This is a genomic window from Paracoccus sp. JM45 (assembly GCF_003590715.1).
In the GTDB taxonomy this organism is placed as follows: Bacteria; Pseudomonadota; Alphaproteobacteria; order Rhodobacterales; family Rhodobacteraceae; genus Paracoccus.
In genome coordinates this window covers 116303-138311 of the sequence record NZ_QQVY01000005.1, presented here as the reverse complement: position 1 = coordinate 138311, position 22009 = coordinate 116303, and the positions used below count along the sequence as shown (strand labels likewise).

Genomic DNA, 22009 nt, shown 5'->3' with positions numbered 1-22009 from the left:
CGGCGGATCGGGGCGCAAATGGATCAAGGGCAAGGGATAGCAATCGCCTCTTGCAATATTGTTGCAATATCCAACAATTAAACATTCGTCCAATTCGGCAATCTGGGGAGGTACGCCGCGTGGATTTCGCATTATCCGAGGAACAGCAGGCCATTTTCGATATGGCGCGCGATTTCGGGCAAACCCGCATCGCTCCCTTCGCCCGCCAATGGGAGGCCGAGGGCAGCATTCCGCGCGACCTTTGGTCGGAAGTCGCCGAACTGGGGCTTGGCGGGTTATATGTGTCGGAAGACTATGGCGGGACCGGCCTGACACGGCTTGATGCGACATTGGTCTTCGAGGCATTGTCCATGGCCTGCCCGTCCGTCGCCTCTTTCCTGTCGATCCACAACATGTGCGGCGGAATGATCGACAAATTCGGCAGTCAGGACGCCAAGGAACGCTGGCTGCCCGACCTATGTGCCATGACCAGGATCTTCAGCTATTGCCTGACCGAACCAGGCAGCGGGTCTGATGCCGCTGCCCTGCGGACCAGTGCCAAAGCCGGTGACGGTGACTGGACGCTGAACGGCACCAAGGCATTCATTTCGGGCGGCGGCTATTCCGACGCCTATATCGTCATGGTCCGCAGCGGCGACGATGGCCCAAAGGGGATCAGCACCGTCATCGTCGAAGATGGCACGGATGGCCTGTCCTTCGGCGCGCCGGAAGATAAAATGGGCTGGCGGTCCCAACCCACCGCGCAGGTCCAATTCGACAATTGCATTGTTCCTGCCGACAATCTGCTTGGTCAGGAAGGCCGCGGGTTTTCCTATGCCATGGCAGGGCTGGACGGCGGACGTCTGAATATTGCTGCGGCAGCCCTTGGCGGGGCACAATCGGCGCTGGACGCGACGCTGGCCTATATGGGTGACCGGCAGGCTTTCGGTAAATCGCTGGACCAGTTTCAGGCCCTGCAATTCCGTCTGGCGGACATGGAAACTGCGCTGCAATCCAGCCGTATTTTCTTGCGACAGGCGGCGTGGAAGTTGGATCATGCGACCCCTGACGCCAGCAAATTCTGCGCCATGGCCAAGCTGCATGTCACCGACCGCGCATTCGAGGTGGCCAACCAGTGCCTGCAACTGCATGGTGGCTATGGTTATCTGGCCGATTACGGGATCGAAAAGATCGTGCGTGACCTGCGTGTGCATCAGATCCTTGAAGGCACGAACGAGATTATGCGCCTGATCATCTTTCGGGCGCTGTTAGCCGAACGGGGGTAAGGCTTTTGAAAGACATCGATATATGCGTCGCCGGACATGCGGGACGGATCACGCTGACGCGTGAACATGCGCTGAATGCATTGACCCATGACATGGCGAATGCAGTGTTGAAGGCACTGGACAACTGGCGTGATGATCCCGCGATTGCGTTGGTCATCATGGATGCCGCAGGGGATCGCGCCTTTTGTGCGGGCGGCGATATTGCCGCAGTCTATCACGCGGGCCTCGCTGGCGATCATCAGGTCGGGCGTGATTTTTTTCGCGACGAATACCAGATGAATGCCGCCATCGCGGATTACCCCAAACCCGTTGTCGCCTTTATGCAGGGCTTTGTGATGGGCGGCGGCGTCGGATTGGGCGGTCATGCCAGCCACCGGATAATCGGCGAAACCACCCGCATTGCGATGCCCGAAAGTGGCATCGGCCTGATCCCCGATGTCGGCGGGACATGGCTGCTGGGCCGCGCGCCCGGACGCATTGGCGAATATCTGGCGCTGACAGGTGCACGGATGGGACCGGGTGACGCGATCCACGCAGGTTTCGCCGATACCTACCTGCCCGAAGATCAATGGCCTGCCCTGATCGACGCATTGCAGGACAGCGGTGATATTTCCCTGATCAACGGGACCGATGCCCCCGCCGCCGCTTTGCAGGGCCGTGATCTGTCGGCCTTTGGCGGGCGTCATGTTGCCGATATTCTTGATGCCCTGCGTGTTGCGGGCGACAGCGACAGCCTGAAGGCGCTTGAACGGAACTCTCCGTTATCTATGGCGGCGGCGCTGATCATGGTCAGGGCGGCACGGGGCGATCTGCGGATTCAAGAATCGCTTGGCCGCGAATACCGCTTTACCGCCCGCGCGACAGAGCACAGTGATTTTCTGGAGGGCGTCCGTGCCCAGATTATCGACAAGGATCGCAGCCCCCGATGGGCCGCTGATGCATCGACCCAAGCCGTGCAGGATATCCTTGCCAGTCTGGGACCAGAAGAAATGACATGGGAGAGTGCGGAATGAAAATCGGCTTTATCGGTTTGGGGAATATGGGCGGGCCCATGGCGGCCAATCTTGCTGCTGCGGGCCATGATGTTACCGGCTTTGACACCGCCGCGCCCATGCCGGTCGGCGTGACCGCCGCCGACAGTGCCGAGGCCGCTGTCACCGAGGTCGATGTTGTCGTGACCATGCTGCCCAACGGCCAGATCCTGCGGGATGTCGCGGCCAGCATTATCCCAGCCATGAAGCAAGGTGCCGTGCTGTGCGATTGTTCGACCGTCGATGTCGACAGCGCCAAAGCTGTGGCCGATCAGGCCCGCTTGGCTGGTCTGGCTGCGCTTGATGCGCCTGTTTCTGGTGGAATCGGCGGCGCACAGGCAGGAACATTGACCTTTATGGTCGGCGGTCCCGATGATGCTTTTGCCAAGGTCGTGCCGCTGTTGGATATCATGGGCCAAAAAACCGTGCATTGCGGCGACAGCGGTGCAGGTCAATCCGCCAAGATCTGTAACAATATGATCCTTGGCGTCACAATGATCGCCACCTGCGAGGCTTTTGCACTGGCCGACAAGCTGGGCCTTGATCGACAGAAAATGTTCGATGTTGTCTCGACCAGTTCGGGCAGCAGTTGGAGCGTGAATACCTATTGCCCTGCCCCCGGTGTTGGCCCTAAATCGCCAGCGGATAACAATTACACCCCGGGCTTTGCCGCCGAACTGATGCTTAAGGATCTGAACCTGTCACAGCAGGCAGCGGATTCCGCCAATGCAGATACCCCGATGGGCGCGCTGGCCCGCCAGCTGTATCACAGCTTTGTCGAGGATGAGGATGGTAGAGGCCGTGACTTTTCTGCCATGCTGCCTCGTTTTACACAACGGAACACGTAAAAACGATCCAGCATTGTCGCAGTAAACGGAACCCGTGCCCCTGCCTACGGTTAAGCCGATGAATGCAAGGTGACCAAGGAATGGCAAGATGAACGGGCGTCGGATTTTAGTGGCAGCGATGATGGCAGGGCTGGGCATTGCCTCGCTTTCGGCCTCGATGCCCGATTCGATGCGCGTAACCGAGGTCGTGGCAAAACCCGTCAGGGAACGGCCTGTCATTGGCGACGTCCCTGCCCCTGCACAGGTGACAGTGATCGGAAATCCCGGGACCTATGGCTTGGGCTCAGAACTCAGGGGCAGCAGCTATGCGGTTGTTTCCGGTCATCTGGTGCGGATCGACAGAAAAACTGGACGTATCCTCTCGATCCTGCGCCCGCTTCCGCAGGCCGGCCACTAACCGGCCAGCAATGCTCGGGCTGCATCGGTTGCCGCATCGGTCACGCGATCACCTGACAGCATTCTGGCAATCTCGGCGGTGCGTTCATCCATGGACAAGGCCACAACGTTCGAGGTGGTCATACCTTTGGTTACAGACTTGGCCACGCGGAAATGCACTGCGCCAAGGGCCGCGACCTGTGGCGAATGGGTGATAACCAGAACTTGCGACCCCGCCGCCAATGCCTGCAAACGGCGCCCGACGGCATCTGCGGTCGCCCCGCCGACACCGCGGTCGATTTCGTCGAAGATCATGACCAACGCATCATTGCCACGTGCCAGACAGACCTTCAGCGCCAACAGGAACCGTGACAATTCCCCGCCCGAGGCAATCTTGTCCAAAGGTCCCGATGGCGCGCCGGGGTTGGTGGCAACGGTAAAGGCGACCATGTCACGGCCATCCGGCCCCGCGTCAGCTTCGGTGATGCGGGTTTCGAAAACGGCACGATCCATTTTCAACGGCACCAGTTCAGAGGTGACCGCCTTATCCAGCTGCTTGGCAGCCTTGACACGGGTCGCTGTCAGCTGGGCAGCGGCCTCATCGAAGGCCTGATCCGCCGCGCGGGCATCGGCACGCAGGGTGCCAATCTGCGCCTCTCCGGCGTCGATGTGGTTCAGCCGGATGCCCAGTTCCTTGCCAAGATCAGCCAGATCATCGGCCAGAACGCCGTGCTTGCGGGCCAAAGCGCGCAACGCGAACAACCGTTCTTCGGTCGCCTCTAACGCGGAAGGGTCGAAATCCAGCGCTGTCAGCGTATCCTCGATACCGCGTGTGGCATCGCCCAATTCGATCAGCGCACGTGACAGTGCCGCTAGTGGTTCATCCAGCCGCCCTTCGGCATGGTCGGAAACGCCTTCCAGCCAACGCCCCGCATCGACCATCGCCTGTTCTGCGCCGGTCCCCCCAAGCATTTGCAAAGCGCGGATGACGTCATCGCGAATACGTTCGGCACCCTGCATCTGACGACGCGAGACGTCCAACTGCTGTTCCTCACCGGGTGCCGGTGCCAGTTTCTCGATCTCGGCGACTGCGTGACGCAGGAACTCTTCTTCCTGACGGGCGGCTTCAAGGGCGGCTTCGGCCTGCGCCAATGCCTGCGCGGCCTCGCGTCGTTTCACCCATGCCTGACGAACGGGTTTGGTATCAATGACCCCGAAGGCATCCAGCAATGACCGGTGCCCACGCGGGTTCAGCAGCCCGCGATCATCATGCTGACCGTGCAATTCGACCAGTGTTTCCGACAGCTTACGCAGCACCTCACCGGAAACGCGCCGGTCATTTACCCAGCCGGTCTTGCGCCCGTCCAGGGTATTCACCCGACGCAGGATCAATTCGTCCTCTTCGGTGGTAATACCCGCCTCGGTCAGGACAGCGCGCGCAGGATGGTCCGCGGGCAGATCGAAAACCGCCAGAACCTCGCCCTGCGTCGCACCTTGGCGGACCAGATCGGCACGACTGCGCCATCCCAGCACAAAACCAAGGCAATCCAGCAGAATGGATTTACCGGCACCCGTTTCGCCGGTCAGCACGTTCAGACCCGGGCCAAAGCCCAGCTCCAAACGGTCGATCAGCAGCATATTGCGGATATCAAGCGATCGGAGCATGCAAATTCAGGCCGCGCCCATGACCGAAAGGCCCGGGGGCTACAGCCATCTCCCTTGAATGGTTTGGCGGTAAACATTCGTCAGCCAGCTGTCGCCTTTGGCTTCGGCCTTCAGACCACGCCCGCGAAGTTGACGGAACGCATCCTCGTAGAAAGGCGAGGACTGGAAGTTATGCCCCAGAATTGCGCCAGCCGTCTGTGCCTCGTCGATCAGGCCAAGTGCCAGATAGGATTCGACCAGACGCAGCAATGCCTCGGGGGTCTGGGTTGTCGTCTGGAATTCCTCGACCACAACGCGGAAACGGTTCACAGCGGCGGTATATTGTCCGCGCTTCAGGTAATAGCGACCGATTTCCATTTCCTTGGCGGCAAGGTGGTCAAAGGCCAGATCGAATTTCAGGATCGCACTGCGTGCATATTCGCTGTCGGGATATTGTTCGATCACCGTACGCAAGCTTTGCAGCGCCTGGAACGTCAGACCCTGGTCACGGCCCACATCGTCGATCTGGTCATAATAGGACAAAGCCAGCAGATACTGGGCATAGGCCGCGTCCTCATCCCCCGGATAGGTATCCAGAAAGCGTTGCGCGGCACCCCGTGCCTCTTCGTAATTCTTGGCTTTGTGATTGCCATAGGCCTGCATGATCAGCGCACGCTTGGCCCATTCCGAATAGGGATAAAGCCGTTCGATTTCACTGAAATAAAAGACCGCGTCTTCGGGTTCGCCGCTGTTTTCCAGCTCGAACTCTCCGCGTTTATAGATTTCTTCTGCAGTAAAACGGTCGAGGTTCTGTTTCTGGGCGTCCTGACGATTGCCTGCGCAACCCGAAAGAACAAAGCCCGACAGCACCACAGCCATCACCGAAGCCGAAATTTTCGAGCCCGCCATCTTTATCCTGCCCTACGATTCTGCCGTGCGGCCGCCCCTGAAAGGCTGCGCTGCAGGCACCTCCTAGCACAGAACATCAGGGGGCGCAAAATGGCAATCCGTTGAATTCTGCGTGGCTTTCCCGTGATGCTACCAAGGAAGCTGTCCGGAAAGGCCACGCAATCGTTTTTATTCAGCTGCAAAAGACAATGCAGCCAATTCATTCGCCGCAAGCATATGTTCCGTGATGCGGGCACCCGGCAGACGATCTTCCAGATCGGGGGTGCAATCTTCCCACGTCCATGCAGCCGGATCGGCGAACAAAGCCCGCAGCAGACGGTTCGTCATCGCGTGACCGGCGCGATGACCGGTATAGCGTGCCCGCAAGGGCGCCCCTGCCAGTGCCAGATCGCCGGTGGCGTCCAGCATTTTATGGCGCACAGCTTCGTCCTGATGGCGCAGACCGCCGGGTGACAGCACATTCGCGCCATCAACAACCACAGCATTCATATAGGTACCGCCGAGGGCCAGACCATTCTGGCGCATCATTTCAACATCAGCAGCCCGGCAGAAGGTGCGGCTGTCAGCCAGTTCGCGCAGGAAGGCACCGTTGGCCATATCCAGACGCTTTTCCTGATGACCGATAGCGGCATCGGTAAAATCGATCTGGAAATCGATTTCCAGATGGTCGGCGGGGCTAAGACGGGCGAATGCATCACCGTGACGCACCTCGACCGTGCGCAAAACGCGGATGGCGCGCAACGTTGCCTTCTGGCGCTGGATGCCTGCATCCATGATTGCATCGACGAAGGGTGCGGCAGATCCGTCAAGAATAGGAACTTCGGGGCCGTCGACGGTGATCAGCGCGTTATGGATGCCCGTACCAGCCAGTGCAGCCATCACATGCTCGACCGTCGACAGGGTCACGCCCTGCCCGTTGTCCATCAACGTGCAAAGCGGCGATGGCGTCACCATATGCCAGATGGCAGGAATATCCACGGCAGGCACCAGATCGATGCGGCGGAAAATGATACCATGACCGACCGGAGCGGGGTGAATCACAAGACGGGCTGCAGCCCCCGAGTGGAGACCTACGCCGGTAAATGTCACCTTATCTTTTAACGTCGCCTGCATGATATGCCTGCCTTCACTTCTTTTTCCGGCCCTGATGGCCTTGTGTTATTCCAGCTAGGATCAGACGCGAAAGCATTCAATTAACGTTTTGTAACGGGGTGAAACATTAGACAGGCTTCGTGACACACTGCCCGCAAATGGCGGCGTAATCTATTGCTTTTTATAATAAAAGAGGCCGCACAAGGCGACCCCTTCACATAGATATATGTCAGTTTCGTGATCGGCCTTAGTTGGCTTGACGACGCAGGAAGGCCGGAATCTCGACATTTTCCTGACTGTCATCCGGGCTGGCCAGATCGTCAAAGTCGGTATCCTGCTGGCGCGCACGCACGGCAACACGTTCATTCACGCGTTCTGCGATCGAAGCCGATGACGGCTTTTGCGCCTGATCGCCATGGCCAGCCATCCGTTCCAGCATACGACCCAAGCCGCTCATCCGGCTGGCGCCGGGGGCTTGTTGGGGTTGCGGTGCCGGTTGGCCCGATGCGCGACCCGTCTGGTTATGGTTGTCCACGGCGCGGCGCAGACGATCCATCACCTCGGGGGCGGGCTGACCTGCACGGGCTTGCGGCGCGCGGGGCGCAACAAAGGCCGATGCGTCGTCTTCGATACGGGCAGCAGGTGCCTGACGCGCGCTATCCTTGGGCTGATATGCCGGTTGGGGCATATCTTCTTCGGTCTGGGCGGCAGGTGCTTGGGGTGCTGCCGGTTCCGCACGGGCGACCGGCGGGGTCACGCGGCGCTGCGGCATCTGCGGCTCTGCCTCGGCCTGCGAACCGACAACCGGATTCTGGGTCAGCGGAGCAGCCATGCTGCGGCGGGGCGAAGGAACTTCGGCCACGGCGGCAGCCGCGTCGATGCCCGTTGCCACGACCGACACGCGGATGTTGCCATCCATATCGGGGTCCAAAGTCGAACCCACGATGATATTGGCGTCACTGTCGACTTTGTCACGGATGACATTGGCCGCTTCGTCAAGTTCGAACAGCGTCATGTCATAACCGCCAGTGATGTTGATCAGAACACCACGGGCGCCGTTCAGGCTGATTTCGTCCAGCAGCGGGTTCGCGATGGCGCGTTCTGCCGCTTCCTGTGCACGGTTTTCGCCCGAGGCTTCGCCGGTTCCCATCATCGCCTTGCCCATTTCGTCCATCACGGCACGAACATCGGCAAAGTCGAGGTTGATCAGGCCCGGACGGACCATCAGGTCGGTCACGCCTTTAACACCCTGATAAAGCACGTCATCGGCCATGGCGAAGGCTTCGGTGAAGGTCGTCTTTTCGTTTGCCAGACGGAACAGGTTCTGGTTCGGAATGATGATCAGCGTATCGACGACCTTTTGCAGGGCTTCAACGCCCTCCTCGGCCTGACGCATCCGCTTGGTGCCTTCGAACTGGAACGGTTTGGTGACGACACCCACCGTCAGGATACCCATTTCACGCGCGGCTTGCGCGATAATCGGTGCTGCACCGGTGCCGGTGCCGCCGCCCATACCACCGGTGATAAAGCACATATGCGCGCCCATCAGGTGATCGACGATATCCTCGATCGTTTCCTCGGCCGCTTTTGCACCGATCGAAGGCTTGGCGCCGGCACCCAGACCTTCGGTGACCTTCGGTCCCATCTGGACGCGGTTGGTGGCCAAGGACTGCTGCAACGCCTGCGCGTCGGTGTTCGCAACGACGAACTCGACACCATCAAGCTGTTTCTGGATCATGTTATTGACCGCGTTGCCGCCTGCCCCGCCGACACCGAAAACGGTGATGCGTGGCTTCAGCTCTTCTTCGTCATTCATCATCAGATTGAGGTTCATGGTGTCCGCCTGTAATCGCTGCTTCGTTATCGGGCGCGGGCTGCCCGCTCGAATCCCCGTATTTACTGACTATCGTAAACATTCACAGTCCAACCGTCACCCAGAAAACACAGTAAATTCGCAAAATATGGCGTCAAACAGCCAAGATGTCGGCGGCATCTTGCCCATGCCACAGAATATGGTGGGCAGCCTGCGCGCCCATCATATTCCTGCTGTATTTTCGATCACCAGTTGTTCTTGAACCAGCGATAGGCGCGCCGGAAACTGCGCCCCGGATAGTTGTCGGCAGGCATTTCGAAATCCCACCATTCGTCCTGCGGATGTGCCGCAAAAAGCGACAGACCGACAGCGCTTGAAAAGCTTGGATCAGTCAATTCATGCGCCAGACCATCAATACGCAAAGGGCGTCCGCAGCGGATGTTCGGACCTAGAATACGGGCGGCCAGACCATCAAGGCCAGGGATCTGGCTGCCACCACCGGTCAGGACAATCTGCTGGCTGGGCATATAGTCGAAACCGGCCGCATCCAGAACTTCGCGCGCATTTTCAAGGATTTCCTCGACCCGCGGGCGCATAACCCCGATGACATCGGCACGGCTGACACTGCGACGGTCGGTTTCCCAATCACCGGTATTCCCGCCGACATCGATCATCTCGCGGTCGTCCTGCCCCGTCGCCTCGACCCCGCCGCTGACGGTTTTCAACCGTTCGGCCACGGGCAAGGGCACGCGAAGACCCTGCGCGATATCCTGTGTGATCAGATTGCCGCCAATCGGCACATGGTCGGAAAAGATCATATGCTTTTTGATGAAGATCGAAACGCCTGTCCCGCCCCCGCCAAAGTCAATGCAGGCAGCGCCCAACTCTTGCTCATCCTCGACCAGACTGGCGCGGGCCGAGGCATAGGGCGCCGAGGCGATGCCCGCCAGTTCCAGATCACAGCGCCGGATACATTGGACAAGATTGCCCATCACATCACCATCTACGGTCAGAACATGCATGTCGCAGAACAGCTTGTTGCCGACATGATCCCGCGGATCCGCAAGGCTGGAACGGTTATCGACCGCAAAATTAACCGGCTGGGCGTGCAACACTTCGCGCCCTCGTCCAAAATCAGGGGCCTCGCATGCGGCAAGAACCTGCGCCACATCATGTTCGGCCACCTTTCCGGCAGCCAGATCAATTTCTCCGGCAAGTCCATAGGACGATGGTGAACCGCCCGACAGGCAGGCAATCACATGATCGATCCTGACGCCCGCCAGCTTTTGCGCGGCAGCGACGACCGTGCGAATGGCGCGTTCAGTTTCCGCCATCGTCTCGATCTGACCACGACGCATGCCGCGCGACCGTGTCGAGGCCGCCCCGATTACCCGAAAATTCACCTGCCCTGCCATCGGCCCGACGCCGTCGGTTTCACGGAACGTCCCTGTCCCGTCAAAGCGCAACACAAGGCAGGCAATTTTCGACGTGCCGATATCCAGAATACCGATCACACCCCGTTGCAGGGCGGCCCGACGCATGTTCCGCATCGCGCGCTGTGTCTGGTACAAATCCGCCATTCGCCTGTCCCCCCTATGTGACCGTCAGCTTTAAGTTTTATCGTCAACCGGATTGCCGTCCGGCCCCAAAACGGGCAGGCTGCGCGCATCACGGATGGTATTTCTTGCATCCAGCCCCAGCCGCATAACCGGACGCGACGGATCGCGCAGATCAACAGTGGTGATGTCACGGGCCAGCAAATCTTCGGCCCGGTCAAGGGCAATCGCGGCTTCCAACGCCACAACTGCCCCTTTTGCAGGCAACATTATCGTCTGACCGTGATCCAGAACCAGATCCCAGCGGCGTTCACTGCGCCGCACCAGACCACGCACACGCGGCAGGATCGGACCGGCGGCATCAAACAGGTTCAACGCCTCTTCGGTCACTAGATCGGCCCCATCGCCAGAGATCAATGGCAGTTCGGGACGAACTTCGCGTGACGTGACGCTGGCGACGCGATGGCCGCCACGGTCCAGAATCTCGATCCCGCGGGTGCGGCGCCACAAAATGGCCGGCACGCGTTCTTTGACGACAGCGGACAGAACACCACCCGGTTTGACGCGCAGGTCGATACTTTCGACCGCGTCAAGCTGCATCACCTGAATACGCAGCGCAGGCAGGTTGATATCGAAGCTGGAGGCAGGAAGATCCACCGGCAACATTCCCTGCACAGCACGTTCGACCACAGGCGAGGCACCCTCGATCGTCATGCTATGGACCTGAAATTCTTCACGGCTCTGGATTTGTGTCACGACCGAGGTGACACCATCCTTCAGGATCGCACGTCTGTCTTCATCCGACAGCCAGATCCCTGCCACCATCGCGATCAGAAAGGCCGGAAGACCGACACGAAGGGTTCGGCGGTACAATGGCTTCAGCCACATCCGTTCAAGCCGGTATTTCAGACGTGAAGGTGCGGGATCGCGCCGCGGCTTGACGGGGTCTGGATTGGTCTGTTTGCCCGGGCGGTGATCAATTACGACCGACACAAGGCATCCTCCACCATCCAGCGCATCAGGGCGGGGAAATCAATGCCCAGACGTTCGGCCTGTTCAGGGGCAAGGGATGTGGGGGTCATGCCCGGCTGCGTGTTCACCTCGAGGATGATCAGCCCTTCCAGCCCGCGCGAATCATCCCAACGGAAATCGGTACGTGTCAGCCCGCGACAACCAAGCGCGTCATGGGCGCGGCAGGCCAGCGACATGCAGGCATCGCGGATTTCATCCGGAATTTCGGCGGGAAACACATGGCGCGACCCGCCCACAGTGTATTTGGCGGCATAATCATACCAACCATCGACCAGAATTTCGGTCACGCCAAGCGCGCGATCCCCCATCACGGCGGTCGTCAGTTCGCGACCCGGCGCATAGGTTTCCACCATCACCCGTTCGGGCATGTCATCAGACAGCTGCGGTGGCTGGTTGGCCCCGTCATGCACGATATAGACCCCGACCGAGGAGCCTTCGTCGTTCGGCTTGACCACATAGGGGGCGGGAATCACATGGCGGCGACGCACTTCGTCCGCATCGGCAACGACGCTTTCGACAATCGGCAGACCCGCGACACGGAAAGCATCCTTGGCGCGCGTCTTATCCATCGCCAAGGCCGAGGCAAGAACGCCGGAATGGGTATAGGGCAGCCGCAGCCATTCAAGAATACCCTGAACGCAGCCGTCTTCGCCCCATTTTCCATGCAATGCATTGAAGACAACATCAGGGGCGCATTCGACAAGGCTGCGGACGATCTGGTCGTCATGTGCCTTATCCAGCACAATTTCAGTCACTTGATATCCTGCCACCCGAAGCGCATCCGCGCATTCACGCCCCGAAGACAAGGACACCTCTCGCTCTGCCGAGGGTCCGCCCATCAGAACGGCTACCGAGTGGGCTGTCCTGCTCGACCTGCCCGTCACGTTATTGCCTTTCGCGCCCGGTTGATCCGGGCTTCAATTTGCCACGGCGCGTCCTTTTGAACGTCGCGCGTTGCCTTTAGGTTACATGCAAAGCGCCTATCGCAAAAGCCTGAATTTTTTATTAACGTTCTTCCGCCTATCCTTTTGCACAGGCAGGCATCATTCCCCTTCGGGCAGCTCGTCGCCGATGCGGATCACTTCCCATTGCAGGTCGTGACCGCTGTCTTCCAGAACCCGGCGACGGACCAACTCGCCCAATGCTTCCAGCTCGGCTGCGGTGGCGGCACCGGTGTTCAGCAGGAAGTTCGGGTGCTTTTCCGACATCTGCGCCCCGCCCCAGCTGTGACCGCGCAAGCCTGCCTGATCGATCAGCGACCATGCCTTCAGATCATGCGTATCATCGGCCTGTCCGGTCGAACTGAACCCGGCAGGGTTGCGGAACGTCGACCCCGCGCTGCGCTCACGCGTCGGCTGGCTTTCGTCGCGCTTGGCAAGCTGGTCGGCCATCCGCACGTGCAGGGCGTCCACATCGCCTTTCCTGGCGGTGAAAACCGCCTGCGTGATGATCCAGTCCTGCGGAATATCCGAATGGCGGTAACCGAAACCAATCTGGTCGACCTGCATGGTGATCTGTTCGCCCTGCCGCGTGACAACCTCGATCTGCATCAGATGATCGGCAACATAGCTGCCATAGCAGCCCGCATTCATCCGGACCGCACCACCGATACTGCCCGGAATGGTGCGCAGAAAGGTCAGATCCAGCCCCGCCTCGGCGGCGCGGCGGGCGACCTGCGCGTCCAATGCGGCAGCGCCGACCGTGATGGTCGTATCCTCAACCGACACCGAATTGAAGGCGCGGCCAAGGCGGATCACGACGCCGCGAATACCCCCGTCACGGACAATCAGATTGCTGCCCACGCCCATCGGGAAAACCGGAACTGCGGGGTCCAAGGCGGCCAGAAATTCGGCCAGATCATCGGCATCTGCAGGCTGGAACAGCCAGTCAGCCGGTCCTCCGACGCGAAGCCATGTCAGGCTGTCCAAGGGACGGTTGGGGGTCAGGGTGCCGCGCGGGGTGGGAAGGTCAAAACTCATGCAGAAAGTCGTAGCCAGAGCCGCAAGGCACGTCAACAGCGCCCGACACCTAGATCAGGAATGTCGCCACAGACGCAGCGGCTGCCACTGCAAATGCCACAGCACTGGTCAGCCCGAATGCGCTGCGCCAGCGGATTTTATGTCGGCGGATATGCGCCAAGGCCAGCCCCGTGGCCGCCCCCAGAAGGGCCGGAACGGTGGTAAAGCCCTGCGCGACGATGGCGGCAAGGTCGTGAAACCCGCCCTGCCCCCGCGCTGCAAACAGCAGTTGCAGCGATATTGCCATCAGCAACAGCGCCAGCACCGGCAATGGCCAGCGCAACTGCAGCCGCGCTGTGCACCATGCGATAAAACCCGATCCGACAAGGCAGAACCCGGCAATGACCCAAGGGTTCATATCAGCACGCCCATAATCGAAACCCTGCCTTGGCGTATGCGTTCACCGGTCAGGGTCACGCAGCTTTGCCCTGCAGGCGCGCCGGAAGGTTGTTCGCCCAAGCCGAGATGGTGCCCGCACCAAGGCAGACAACCATATCCCCCGGACGAGCCTGTTCACGGACCAGACGCTCCAGATCATCCTCGGACAGGATGGCGCGGGCATGGCGATGGCCATGGGCAATCAGACCGGCGACCAGATCATCGCGACCGGCACCGGCAATCGGTTCTTCGCCCGCGGCATAGACATCGGCGATGGCCACAACATCCGCTTCGTTGAAGCAGGTGCAGAAATCATCGAACAGCGAGGACAGGCGCGAAAAGCGGTGCGGCTGGTGCACTGCGATCACCCGCCCGGTGCTGGCCTGACGCGCGGCTTTCAGAACCGCAGCGATTTCAACCGGATGGTGGCCGTAATCGTCGATAATAGTCACACCGTCGATTTCGCCAACACGGGTAAAGCGACGACCGACACCGGCGAAATTGGCCAGTGCGTCGCGGATTTCGGACTTCTGGATGCCCAGATGACGGGCCACAGCCACAGCCGCCAGACAGTTCGAGACGTTGTGATCACCCGGCATGGGCAAGGTGCAGCCTTCGATCACTTCGGGGGTGGCGGCATCGGCAGCACTTTCACCGCGCAGGACAATATCGAAATGCGCGATCCCCTTTTCATAGCGCAGGTTCACCGCCCGCACGTCCGCTTGGGCATTGAAGCCGAAAGTCACGACGCGGCGGTCGGTCAGCTTGCCGACCAAGGATTGCACCTCGGGGTGGTCGGTGCAGCAAACGGCCAGACCATAGAAGGGAATGCCCGAGGCAAAGTTATAGAAAGCCTGACGCAGCGCGTCGAAGTTGCCCCAATGTTCCATATGTTCGGGGTCGATATTGGTGATGATGGCAATATCTGCGGGCAGACGGTTGAAGCTGCCGTCAGATTCGTCAGCCTCGACCACCATCCATTCACCGGCACCGGCACGCGCGTTCGATCCATAGGCATGGATCACGCCGCCATTGATCACGGTCGGATCGACGCCGCCCGCATCCAGCAGCGTGGCGACCATCGTGGTGGTGGTCGTCTTGCCATGGGTGCCCGCGATGGCGATGTTCGATTTCATCCGCATCAGTTCCGCCAGCATTTCGGCACGGCGGACAATGGGCATGCCGCGCAAGCGGGCTTCTTCCAGTTCGGGATTGCCCTTCTTGATCGCGGTCGAGATAACGATGACACCGGCACCTTCGACGTTTTCGGCGCGCTGGCCTTCGAACACCACAGCCCCAAGGTTTTCCAGCCGGTCAGTAATTTTCGATTTCTTCAGGTCACTGCCCTGAACACGGTAACCAAGGGTCAGCAGCACCTCGGCGATGCCCGACATGCCGATGCCGCCTATACCGACAAAATGGATAGGGCCAAGTTCACCGGGAAGTTTTGTCGCCGCATTCATCGCACAATCTCCGTAACGAGGTCGTAAAGGCGCCGCGCCGCATCGGGACGGGCAAGGGACAGCGCAGCTTGGGCCATGGCCGTCGCACGCGCAGGGTCGTTCAAAATCGCGCGGATGTCGCGCGTCAGGCTTTCGGCGTCAAGCACCGATTCAGGATGGACCAGCGCCGCGCCATTATCGGCCAAAGCTTGCGCATTCGCGGTCTGGTGGTCGCCGGTTGCCGCCGCAAAGGGGATCAGGATCGAGGGTCGCCCGATCACCGTGATATCGGCCAGCGACGATGCACCCGACCGGCTGATGACCAGCTGCGCCTGCGCCAGACGTTCGGGAACATCGGCAAAGAACGCCTGAACATCGGCGGTGATACCGGCATCGGCATAGGTCTTGGTGACGCGATCGCCATCCTCGGCCCGCGCCTGATGGCTGACGACCAGACGGGCGCGGATGTCATCGGGCAAGGCCGCAAGTGCTGCGGGCACAAGATCGGACAGCACACGCGCACCCTGACTGCCGCCGATAACCAGCAGATGCAAAGCCCCCTGCCCCGGCGCCTGATACGGCGCGGCGGCATGGTTCAGCACGGCCGAACGCACAGGGTTGCCGACATGCAGCCCGCTGACACCCTGCGGCAGATCGGTCGGCCAGATACCGCAGGCGACGCGGTCCACACGTCCGGCAAAAAGCCGGTTCACGCGGCCCATCACACCGTTCTGTTCATGGATCATCCGTGGCAGCCCCATCGACCACGCGGCAGACAGCGCCGGAATGGTCGGATATCCACCAAAGCCGATCACGACGGTCGGTCTTTCCATCCGGAACGCCCGACGCGCCGACAGCACGCCCGAGGCAATTTTTAACGGTGCCACCAGCTTGCCCGCGACCCCGCCGCGTGCCGTGGTGGCGGATCGGACGATCTGGCGCTGCACGGCATCGGGAAAGCCCCCCGCATACCGCGCACCACGTTCATCTGTGGACAGGCGCACGCGCCAGCCCTCGGACAGCAGGATTTCAGCCAGTGATTGGGCGGGAAACATATGGCCGCCGGTTCCTCCGGCGGCAATCAGGGCAAGGGGTTTGGACATTAGCGGCCTCGGCGCAGGATTTCGGCAAATTCGCCCTGAGGGCGGGTTCGGGTCAGGGCCAGCAGCATTCCCGCCGCAATCCCCGATGCAATCACGGATGATCCGCCATAGCTGACAAAGGGCAGCGTCATGCCTTTGGCAGGCAGCAATCGCACGGCCACGCCCATATTGATCAGGGCCTGCACGCCGAACGCACAGGCAAGACCGGTACCCGCGATCCGCGCAAAAGGATCACGCTCCTTTAGCAGGCGCAGCAGCGACCGGATGACGATGGTCATGTAAAGGGCGATCACGGTCAGGACCATGATCAGGCCATATTCCTCGGCGGCGACGGCGATGATGAAATCGGTATGCGCGTCAGGCAGCGACCATTTCACCGTGCCTTCGCCCACGCCAACACCAAAGAACCCGCCCTCTTGGATGGCATTGGTCGCATAGCCGATCTGGGTGCGCGGATCGATATCTGGCGAAAGAAAACCGTTGATGCGTCGGGCGAAGTGTTCCGACGCGCCATAGGCGAAAAACCCGCCCGTGACGGCCATTCCCAAAACGCCCACCAGCAGCACCATTGGTGCACCGGCGACAAAATACATCACCAGCCATGAAAACAGCACCAATGATGCCTGACCGAAGTCGGGTTGCAGCGCCAGAAGCACAACAACCGTTGCCGCCGTGAAGAAGGAATAGAGCTTACCCGGCGGGCCACCGATTTCGGTCGAGGCAGCCATGAACCATGCGCAAAATGCCACAAATCCGGGCTTCAGAAATTCCGAAGGTTGGATGGATACGAAACCAAGGCTTAGCCAGCGGGTCGCGCCCTTGCCGAAATCCGTGCCGATGAAAGGCAGCGCAAGGATCGACAGGAAGGCGATGGCAAAGCCCAGCACCCCCAGACGCCTGACCTGTCGCGGTGACATCATCGAAATGACCAGCATCACCACCAGCGCCATACCGCCAAAGACAGCCTGCCGCTGGACATAGTAGAAACGTGGAAGATTGTTCTTTTCCGCCAGCGGAACCGAGGCCGCAAGCCCCAGCAAAAGCCCGATCGCGAAAAGGGCAAGCACGCAGAACAGCGTCCACTTGTCCAACGTCCGCCACCAACGCGGAAGAATAGGGTCGCCCGCCCGTGCGGGCGCCGTGCCAAAAACCATATCGGTCATGGAAAATACCGCCGTCACTGCCTGTGTCTGTCCGGTTTTCCCGGATCTGCGCGAAAGGATAGCCTGATTAGGCCTTAGGCGCTACTACAGATTGTGGTGCAGCGGGATCGTGATCATATTCCCGCCCCGTGGCTACGATCATAGGGGTTTGACGCAGGGCCGGTCCAACCGGCAGGGGGCGTCATCGGCTTGAATACCTGCACCAGAAGCGGATGGCATTGTGCGGCATCCGATGAATGCTGGCCCGCGCAATCACCGCCCGGACAGGCCGAAAGCGCCGCTAGCAGATCAGTCTCGGCAAAAAACTCCAGATAATCACCGGGGCGGACAGGGCTGGCTTTCATGAAATACTGGCCCGTGTCGCGGGTAAAGCCGGTACACATGAAGACGTTCAGCACGTCATGAATGAATGCCTCGGCCTGATGCAGGGGCATATTGCGGGCCCGCGCCAAAGCCCGCGTCAGGTTCGAATGGCAGCAATGGTGATACTGACCGCCCCCCGACAACAGCGCATGGGTATAGGGATCGCAGCGCGTCCCGATCACATCATGCACACTGCCGCCCCATTCATCAAAACCATACCAATCCAGAGTGTCATCGGTGATGGTTGCCAAGGGGCGCAGATCCGGCAGGTTCGACCACATCCGGTCGCCCGTGGACAGATGGGTGCCATGCAGCGCCCGTGTCTTGCCGGAATAAAAATGCGCCGACAGATCCGCCGACCACAGGTTCAGGTCACCGACCTGCGGGCCATCAGTGCTGGTGATGCGGAAGAAATGTCCGGCAGGCACCTCGAAACATGCGGCATCGCGCGGGGGAATGATGGTTTCGAACAGCTGGACCCAGCCATCCCGCGCGGCGCGATATGCCGTCAGATCAGGTTGCGGCAAGGCATCGACAGGATAGCAGATGATTGGCGCGACCGCGCGGCGGTCTGCAGCGTCATCGGGGCAGGAATATTCGGGACGGCTTGGCTTCATCAGGGGTGCCTTCATCTGGTATCGCGCCATGCTGCCGCGAAAACGGAAAGATTACTGCCCCTGAATCTGACCCTCAGCCCAAGGTGGCCAAAGCGGGGAATGTTTCCAGCAGCCAGAAGCTGAAGCTTGTGAAGGCACCGGTCAGCAGCATGACCCCCACAATGATCAGCAATCCGCCCATCACCCGCTCGATCGTTTTCAGATAGGGTTTGATGCGGTTCATCACCCCCATCGCGCGGTTGATAAAGATCGCCGCCAGCAGGAAAGGAATCCCCAGACCGAAGGCATAGATCGCCAACAAGGCAGTGCCCCGTGACAATTCCCCCCCTGTTGCCGCCAGCGACAGGATCATGCCCAATTGCGGACCGATGCAGGGCGTCCAGCCAAAGGCAAAGGCCAGCCCGAGGATATAGGCCCCGAAAGCACCGCCATCCTGCTTGCCGGCATTCATCCGTGCGTCCTGATCAAGGAAGGGAATGCGGAACACATGCAGGAAATGCAGCCCCATCACGATGACCATGACACCGGCAGCCTGCGCCAGAATATCCTGATATTGCAGAAATGCGCGCCCGAAGGCCGAGGCTGCAAAGCCCATAATTAGGAAGACTGTCGACAGTCCCAGCACGAAAAACAGCGCGGGCACGACCGCGCTGCGTTCATGGGTTTTCAGCCCGTTCACGCCGACACCCGTCATATAGGCCAGATAGGGCGGCACAATCGGCAGCACACATGGCGACAGGAAAGACAAAATACCCGCCAGTAATGCGACAAACGCAGAAGGCAGAAAAGCGGCTGAGACGAGTTCGATTCCTAACATAACCGGCACCTTAGCGTCCCATCCTCAGAAAGACAGAGGGCAGAGCGTCACGCCTTCGTGGGGTCGCCAATTAAAAAGGGGCGCGGCATCGCTGCCACGCCCCTGTCAGGTTCAATGGAATGCCTTACCGGCCTGCGGCCCACCATCCGCGACGCTTGGTCGGCGCGGCTTCTTCTGCAGGCTCGGGCTGGTTGGCAGCCTTCGGGGCCGCAGCGGTTTCGACCAGCGCTTCGGCCACAGCCTCGGCGGGGACGGCTTGCGGCGCTGCAGGTGCCGTCACTTTGGTGCCATGATCACCCGACGGCAAAGCAGCCGCGCGGCTGTCATCCGCATCACCGTCAGCAGACAGGTCGACCACCTCGGGCAGCGCACCGGCATCCGCCGGTTTGCGCGACCGCGAACGAGACCGCGAACGGCGACGACCGGTGCTTGGCGCTTCGGCTGCGGCTTCGGGCGCAACCTCTTCAACCGTTTCGGCGACCGGATCCGCTTCGGCGACGGTATCGTCACCATTGTCGGTATCGGTGTTTTCACCCTCGGGGCGGTCACCGGTTTTCCGGCGGCGACGGCGACGACGGCGACGCGAACGTCCGCCTTCGCAATCGTCTTCTGCCGTTTCTTCGGGCTTTGCTTCGGCCTCGGGGGCTTCGGGGGCTTGCGCCACCTCTACCACGGGGACAATTTCAGCGTCTTCGACCTGCGGTTCGATGTGGTCATCCTCGTCGTCGATGCTGGCCATCAGGTCCGCATTCACGCCAAGCACCACATGCGAGGGTTCGGGAACCACACGCGTTGCGGTCTTGAACTTTTCAATCGCGAAATCGGGCGAGGTGATCAGCGGATCAGCCTCGACACGTACGGACATGCCGTAGCGCGCCTCGATGCCGGCGACATGTTCGCGCTTGGTGTTCATCAAGAAGTTGGCGACGGCAATCGGTGCCTTGACCAGAACTTCGCGCGACCGCTTGCGGGTGCCCTCTTCCTCGATCGCGCGCAGGATGGTCAGCGCAAGGCTGTCGTCGCTGCGGATCAGGCCGGTGCCGTGGCAATGGGCGCAAGGCTGGGTCGTGCTTTCCAACATGCCCGGACGCAGACGCTGACGCGACATTTCCATCAGGCCAAAGCCGGAAATGCGGCCAACCTGAATGCGGGCGCGGTCGGACTTCAGCTTGTCCTTCATGCGCTTTTCGACGGCAGCGTTGTTTTTACGCTCGTCCATGTCGATAAAGTCGATGACGATCAGACCGGCCAGATCGCGCAGGCGCAGCTGGCGGGCAACCTCGTCGGCGGCTTCAAGGTTGGTCTTGACCGCCGTATCCTCGATCGAGCCTTCCTTAGTGGCCCGACCCGAGTTGACGTCGACCGCGACCAGCGCCTCGGTCACGCCGATGACGATATAGCCGCCCGATTTCAGCTGAACGATGGGATTGAACATGCCGGACAGATAGCTTTCGACCTGATAGCGGGCAAAAAGCGGCATCTGGTCGGTGTAATGCTTCACGCTGTCGGCATGCGACGGCATGATCATGCTCATAAAATCTTTGGCCACGCGGTAACCGCGTTCGCCTTCGACCAACACCTCGTCGATGTCTTTGCTGAACAGGTCGCGGATGTTGCGCTTGATGATATCGCCTTCTTCATAGATCGCCGCAGGGGCAATCGACTTGAAGGTCAGATCGCGGATCTGTTCCCACAAACGCAGCAGGTATTCGTAATCACGACGAATCTCGGTCCGCGTGCGCTGGCTGCCCGCCGTGCGGATGATCAGACCCGCGCCTTCCGGAACATCTAGTTCGGCGGCGATGTCTTTCAGCTTCTTGCGGTCGGCGGCATTGGTGATCTTGCGGCTGATCCCGCCACCGCGTGCGGTGTTGGGCATCAGGACGCAGTAACGGCCCGGCAGCGACAGATATGTCGTCAGCGCAGCGCCCTTGTTGCCGCGCTCTTCCTTAACCACCTGCACCAGCATGATCTGGCGGACCTTGATCACTTCCTGGATCTTATAGCGGCGCGCGCGCGGCTTGCGGGGGGCGCGGACTTCCTCGGTCACGTCTTCTTCTGCAACCGATTCAATACCGTCATCGCTGTCACCATCGTCATCGGACGTGGTTTCATCATCCGACGAGGCGGTTTGGGCACGGGCAGGTTTGCGCGGTGCTTCCTCGGGCTCGTCGTCGTTTTGTGCTTTTTCCTCGGCGATCAGCGCATCGCGATCGGCAGCGGGGATCTGGTAATAATCGGGATGGATTTCCGCGAATGCCAGAAACCCGTGGCGGTTTCCGCCGTAATCCACAAAGGCCGCCTGCAACGAGGGTTCGACCCGCGTGACTTTGGCCAGATAGATATTTCCTGACAGCTGCCGCTTGTTTACGGTTTCGAAATCGAATTCTTCAACCTTGGTTCCATCCACCACGACCACCCGAGTTTCCTCGGCGTGGGTCGCGTCTATCAGCATTTTGTTTGCCATTAATATGTCTTTCGCGCAGGCGCGGGCCGGGTGGTGCCAGTGGCATCCCCTGAATGCGGCTGCGGTATGATGGGGA

At 60.3% G+C, this 22009-nt stretch carries 19 protein-coding genes; 4 read left to right on the top strand and 15 right to left on the bottom strand.

Features of this window, described 5'->3' with window-relative positions:
• The first annotated feature begins 119 nt into the window (after positions 1-119).
• The 4 genes from DWB67_RS09720 (at position 120) to DWB67_RS09705 (ending at position 3541) form a co-directional block, all read left to right on the top strand.
• Positions 120-1265 (top strand): acyl-CoA dehydrogenase family protein, encoded by a 1146-nt coding sequence (locus DWB67_RS09720; protein ID WP_119807341.1) that lies wholly within the window; start codon positions 120-122, stop codon positions 1263-1265.
• A gap of 5 nt (positions 1266-1270) precedes the next feature.
• Positions 1271-2278: an enoyl-CoA hydratase/isomerase family protein gene (locus tag DWB67_RS09715; protein WP_119807340.1), complete on the top strand. Its 1008-nt coding sequence runs from the start codon at positions 1271-1273 to the stop codon at positions 2276-2278.
• The gene (gene mmsB / locus DWB67_RS09710) at positions 2275-3144 is read left to right on the top strand and encodes a 3-hydroxyisobutyrate dehydrogenase (protein WP_119807339.1); all 870 of its coding nucleotides are present in this window, start codon (positions 2275-2277) and stop codon (positions 3142-3144) included. The genes DWB67_RS09715 and mmsB overlap by 4 nt, the downstream gene beginning before the upstream one ends.
• Positions 3145-3232: 88 nt before the next feature.
• Positions 3233-3541 carry a hypothetical protein gene (locus tag DWB67_RS09705; protein ID WP_119807338.1) on the top strand — a complete coding sequence of 103 codons (309 nt, stop codon included), beginning with the start codon at positions 3233-3235 and terminating at the stop codon, positions 3539-3541.
• Here the strand turns inward: DWB67_RS09705 and recN are convergent.
• The 15 genes from recN to DWB67_RS09630 form a co-directional block, all read right to left on the bottom strand.
• A complete protein-coding gene (recN, locus tag DWB67_RS09700; RefSeq protein WP_119807337.1) occupies positions 3538-5184 on the bottom strand; it encodes a DNA repair protein RecN in 1647 nt (548 codons plus the stop codon). The genes DWB67_RS09705 and recN overlap by 4 nt on opposite strands.
• Before the next feature lie 39 nt (positions 5185-5223).
• Positions 5224-6072 carry an outer membrane protein assembly factor BamD gene (locus DWB67_RS09695; protein ID WP_119807336.1) on the bottom strand — a complete coding sequence of 283 codons (849 nt, stop codon included), beginning with the start codon at positions 6070-6072 and terminating at the stop codon, positions 5224-5226.
• A 168-nt stretch (positions 6073-6240) separates the two neighbouring features.
• Positions 6241-7185, bottom strand: coding sequence for a UDP-3-O-acyl-N-acetylglucosamine deacetylase (lpxC, locus tag DWB67_RS09690; protein ID WP_119807335.1), 945 nt, complete (start codon positions 7183-7185; stop codon positions 6241-6243).
• Between the two features lie 226 nt (positions 7186-7411).
• Positions 7412-8998, bottom strand: a complete 1587-nt coding sequence (ftsZ, locus tag DWB67_RS09685) for a cell division protein FtsZ (protein ID WP_119807334.1) — start codon at positions 8996-8998, stop codon at positions 7412-7414.
• 224 nt (positions 8999-9222) lie between these two features.
• The gene (gene ftsA, locus DWB67_RS09680; RefSeq protein ID WP_119807333.1) at positions 9223-10557 is read right to left on the bottom strand and encodes a cell division protein FtsA; all 1335 of its coding nucleotides are present in this window, start codon (positions 10555-10557) and stop codon (positions 9223-9225) included.
• 30 nt (positions 10558-10587) lie between these two features.
• Positions 10588-11526: a cell division protein FtsQ/DivIB gene (locus DWB67_RS09675; protein WP_255418624.1), complete on the bottom strand. Its 939-nt coding sequence runs from the start codon at positions 11524-11526 to the stop codon at positions 10588-10590.
• Positions 11514-12404, bottom strand: a complete 891-nt coding sequence (locus DWB67_RS09670) for a D-alanine--D-alanine ligase (protein WP_255418623.1) — start codon at positions 12402-12404, stop codon at positions 11514-11516. The genes DWB67_RS09675 and DWB67_RS09670 overlap by 13 nt, the downstream gene beginning before the upstream one ends.
• Before the next feature lie 204 nt (positions 12405-12608).
• Complete coding sequence (gene murB, locus DWB67_RS09665) at positions 12609-13544, bottom strand: UDP-N-acetylmuramate dehydrogenase (RefSeq protein ID WP_119807331.1); 936 nt, start codon at positions 13542-13544, stop codon at positions 12609-12611.
• Positions 13545-13593: 49 nt separating this feature from the next.
• On the bottom strand, positions 13594-13941 hold the full coding sequence (locus DWB67_RS09660; protein ID WP_119807330.1) for a hypothetical protein: 348 nt from the start codon (positions 13939-13941) through the stop codon (positions 13594-13596).
• Between the two features lie 55 nt (positions 13942-13996).
• Positions 13997-15424: a UDP-N-acetylmuramate--L-alanine ligase gene (gene murC, locus DWB67_RS09655; RefSeq protein ID WP_119807329.1), complete on the bottom strand. Its 1428-nt coding sequence runs from the start codon at positions 15422-15424 to the stop codon at positions 13997-13999.
• Positions 15421-16506, bottom strand: coding sequence for a UDP-N-acetylglucosamine--N-acetylmuramyl-(pentapeptide) pyrophosphoryl-undecaprenol N-acetylglucosamine transferase (locus DWB67_RS09650; RefSeq protein WP_119807328.1), 1086 nt, complete (start codon positions 16504-16506; stop codon positions 15421-15423). Before DWB67_RS09650 ends, murC begins: the two co-directional genes overlap by 4 nt.
• Positions 16506-17669 carry a putative lipid II flippase FtsW gene (ftsW, locus tag DWB67_RS09645; protein ID WP_119807327.1) on the bottom strand — a complete coding sequence of 388 codons (1164 nt, stop codon included), beginning with the start codon at positions 17667-17669 and terminating at the stop codon, positions 16506-16508. The genes DWB67_RS09650 and ftsW overlap by 1 nt, the downstream gene beginning before the upstream one ends.
• Before the next feature lie 113 nt (positions 17670-17782).
• Entirely contained in the window at positions 17783-18664 is an 882-nt protein-coding gene (locus DWB67_RS09640) for a DUF1989 domain-containing protein (protein WP_255418622.1), read from the bottom strand.
• Positions 18665-18722: 58 nt separating this feature from the next.
• Positions 18723-19466: a cytochrome c biogenesis CcdA family protein gene (locus DWB67_RS09635; RefSeq protein WP_119807326.1), complete on the bottom strand. Its 744-nt coding sequence runs from the start codon at positions 19464-19466 to the stop codon at positions 18723-18725.
• 124 nt (positions 19467-19590) lie between these two features.
• Positions 19591-21933 (bottom strand): ribonuclease E/G, encoded by a 2343-nt coding sequence (locus DWB67_RS09630; RefSeq protein WP_119807325.1) that lies wholly within the window; start codon positions 21931-21933, stop codon positions 19591-19593.
• Positions 21934-22009 lie beyond the last annotated feature (76 nt).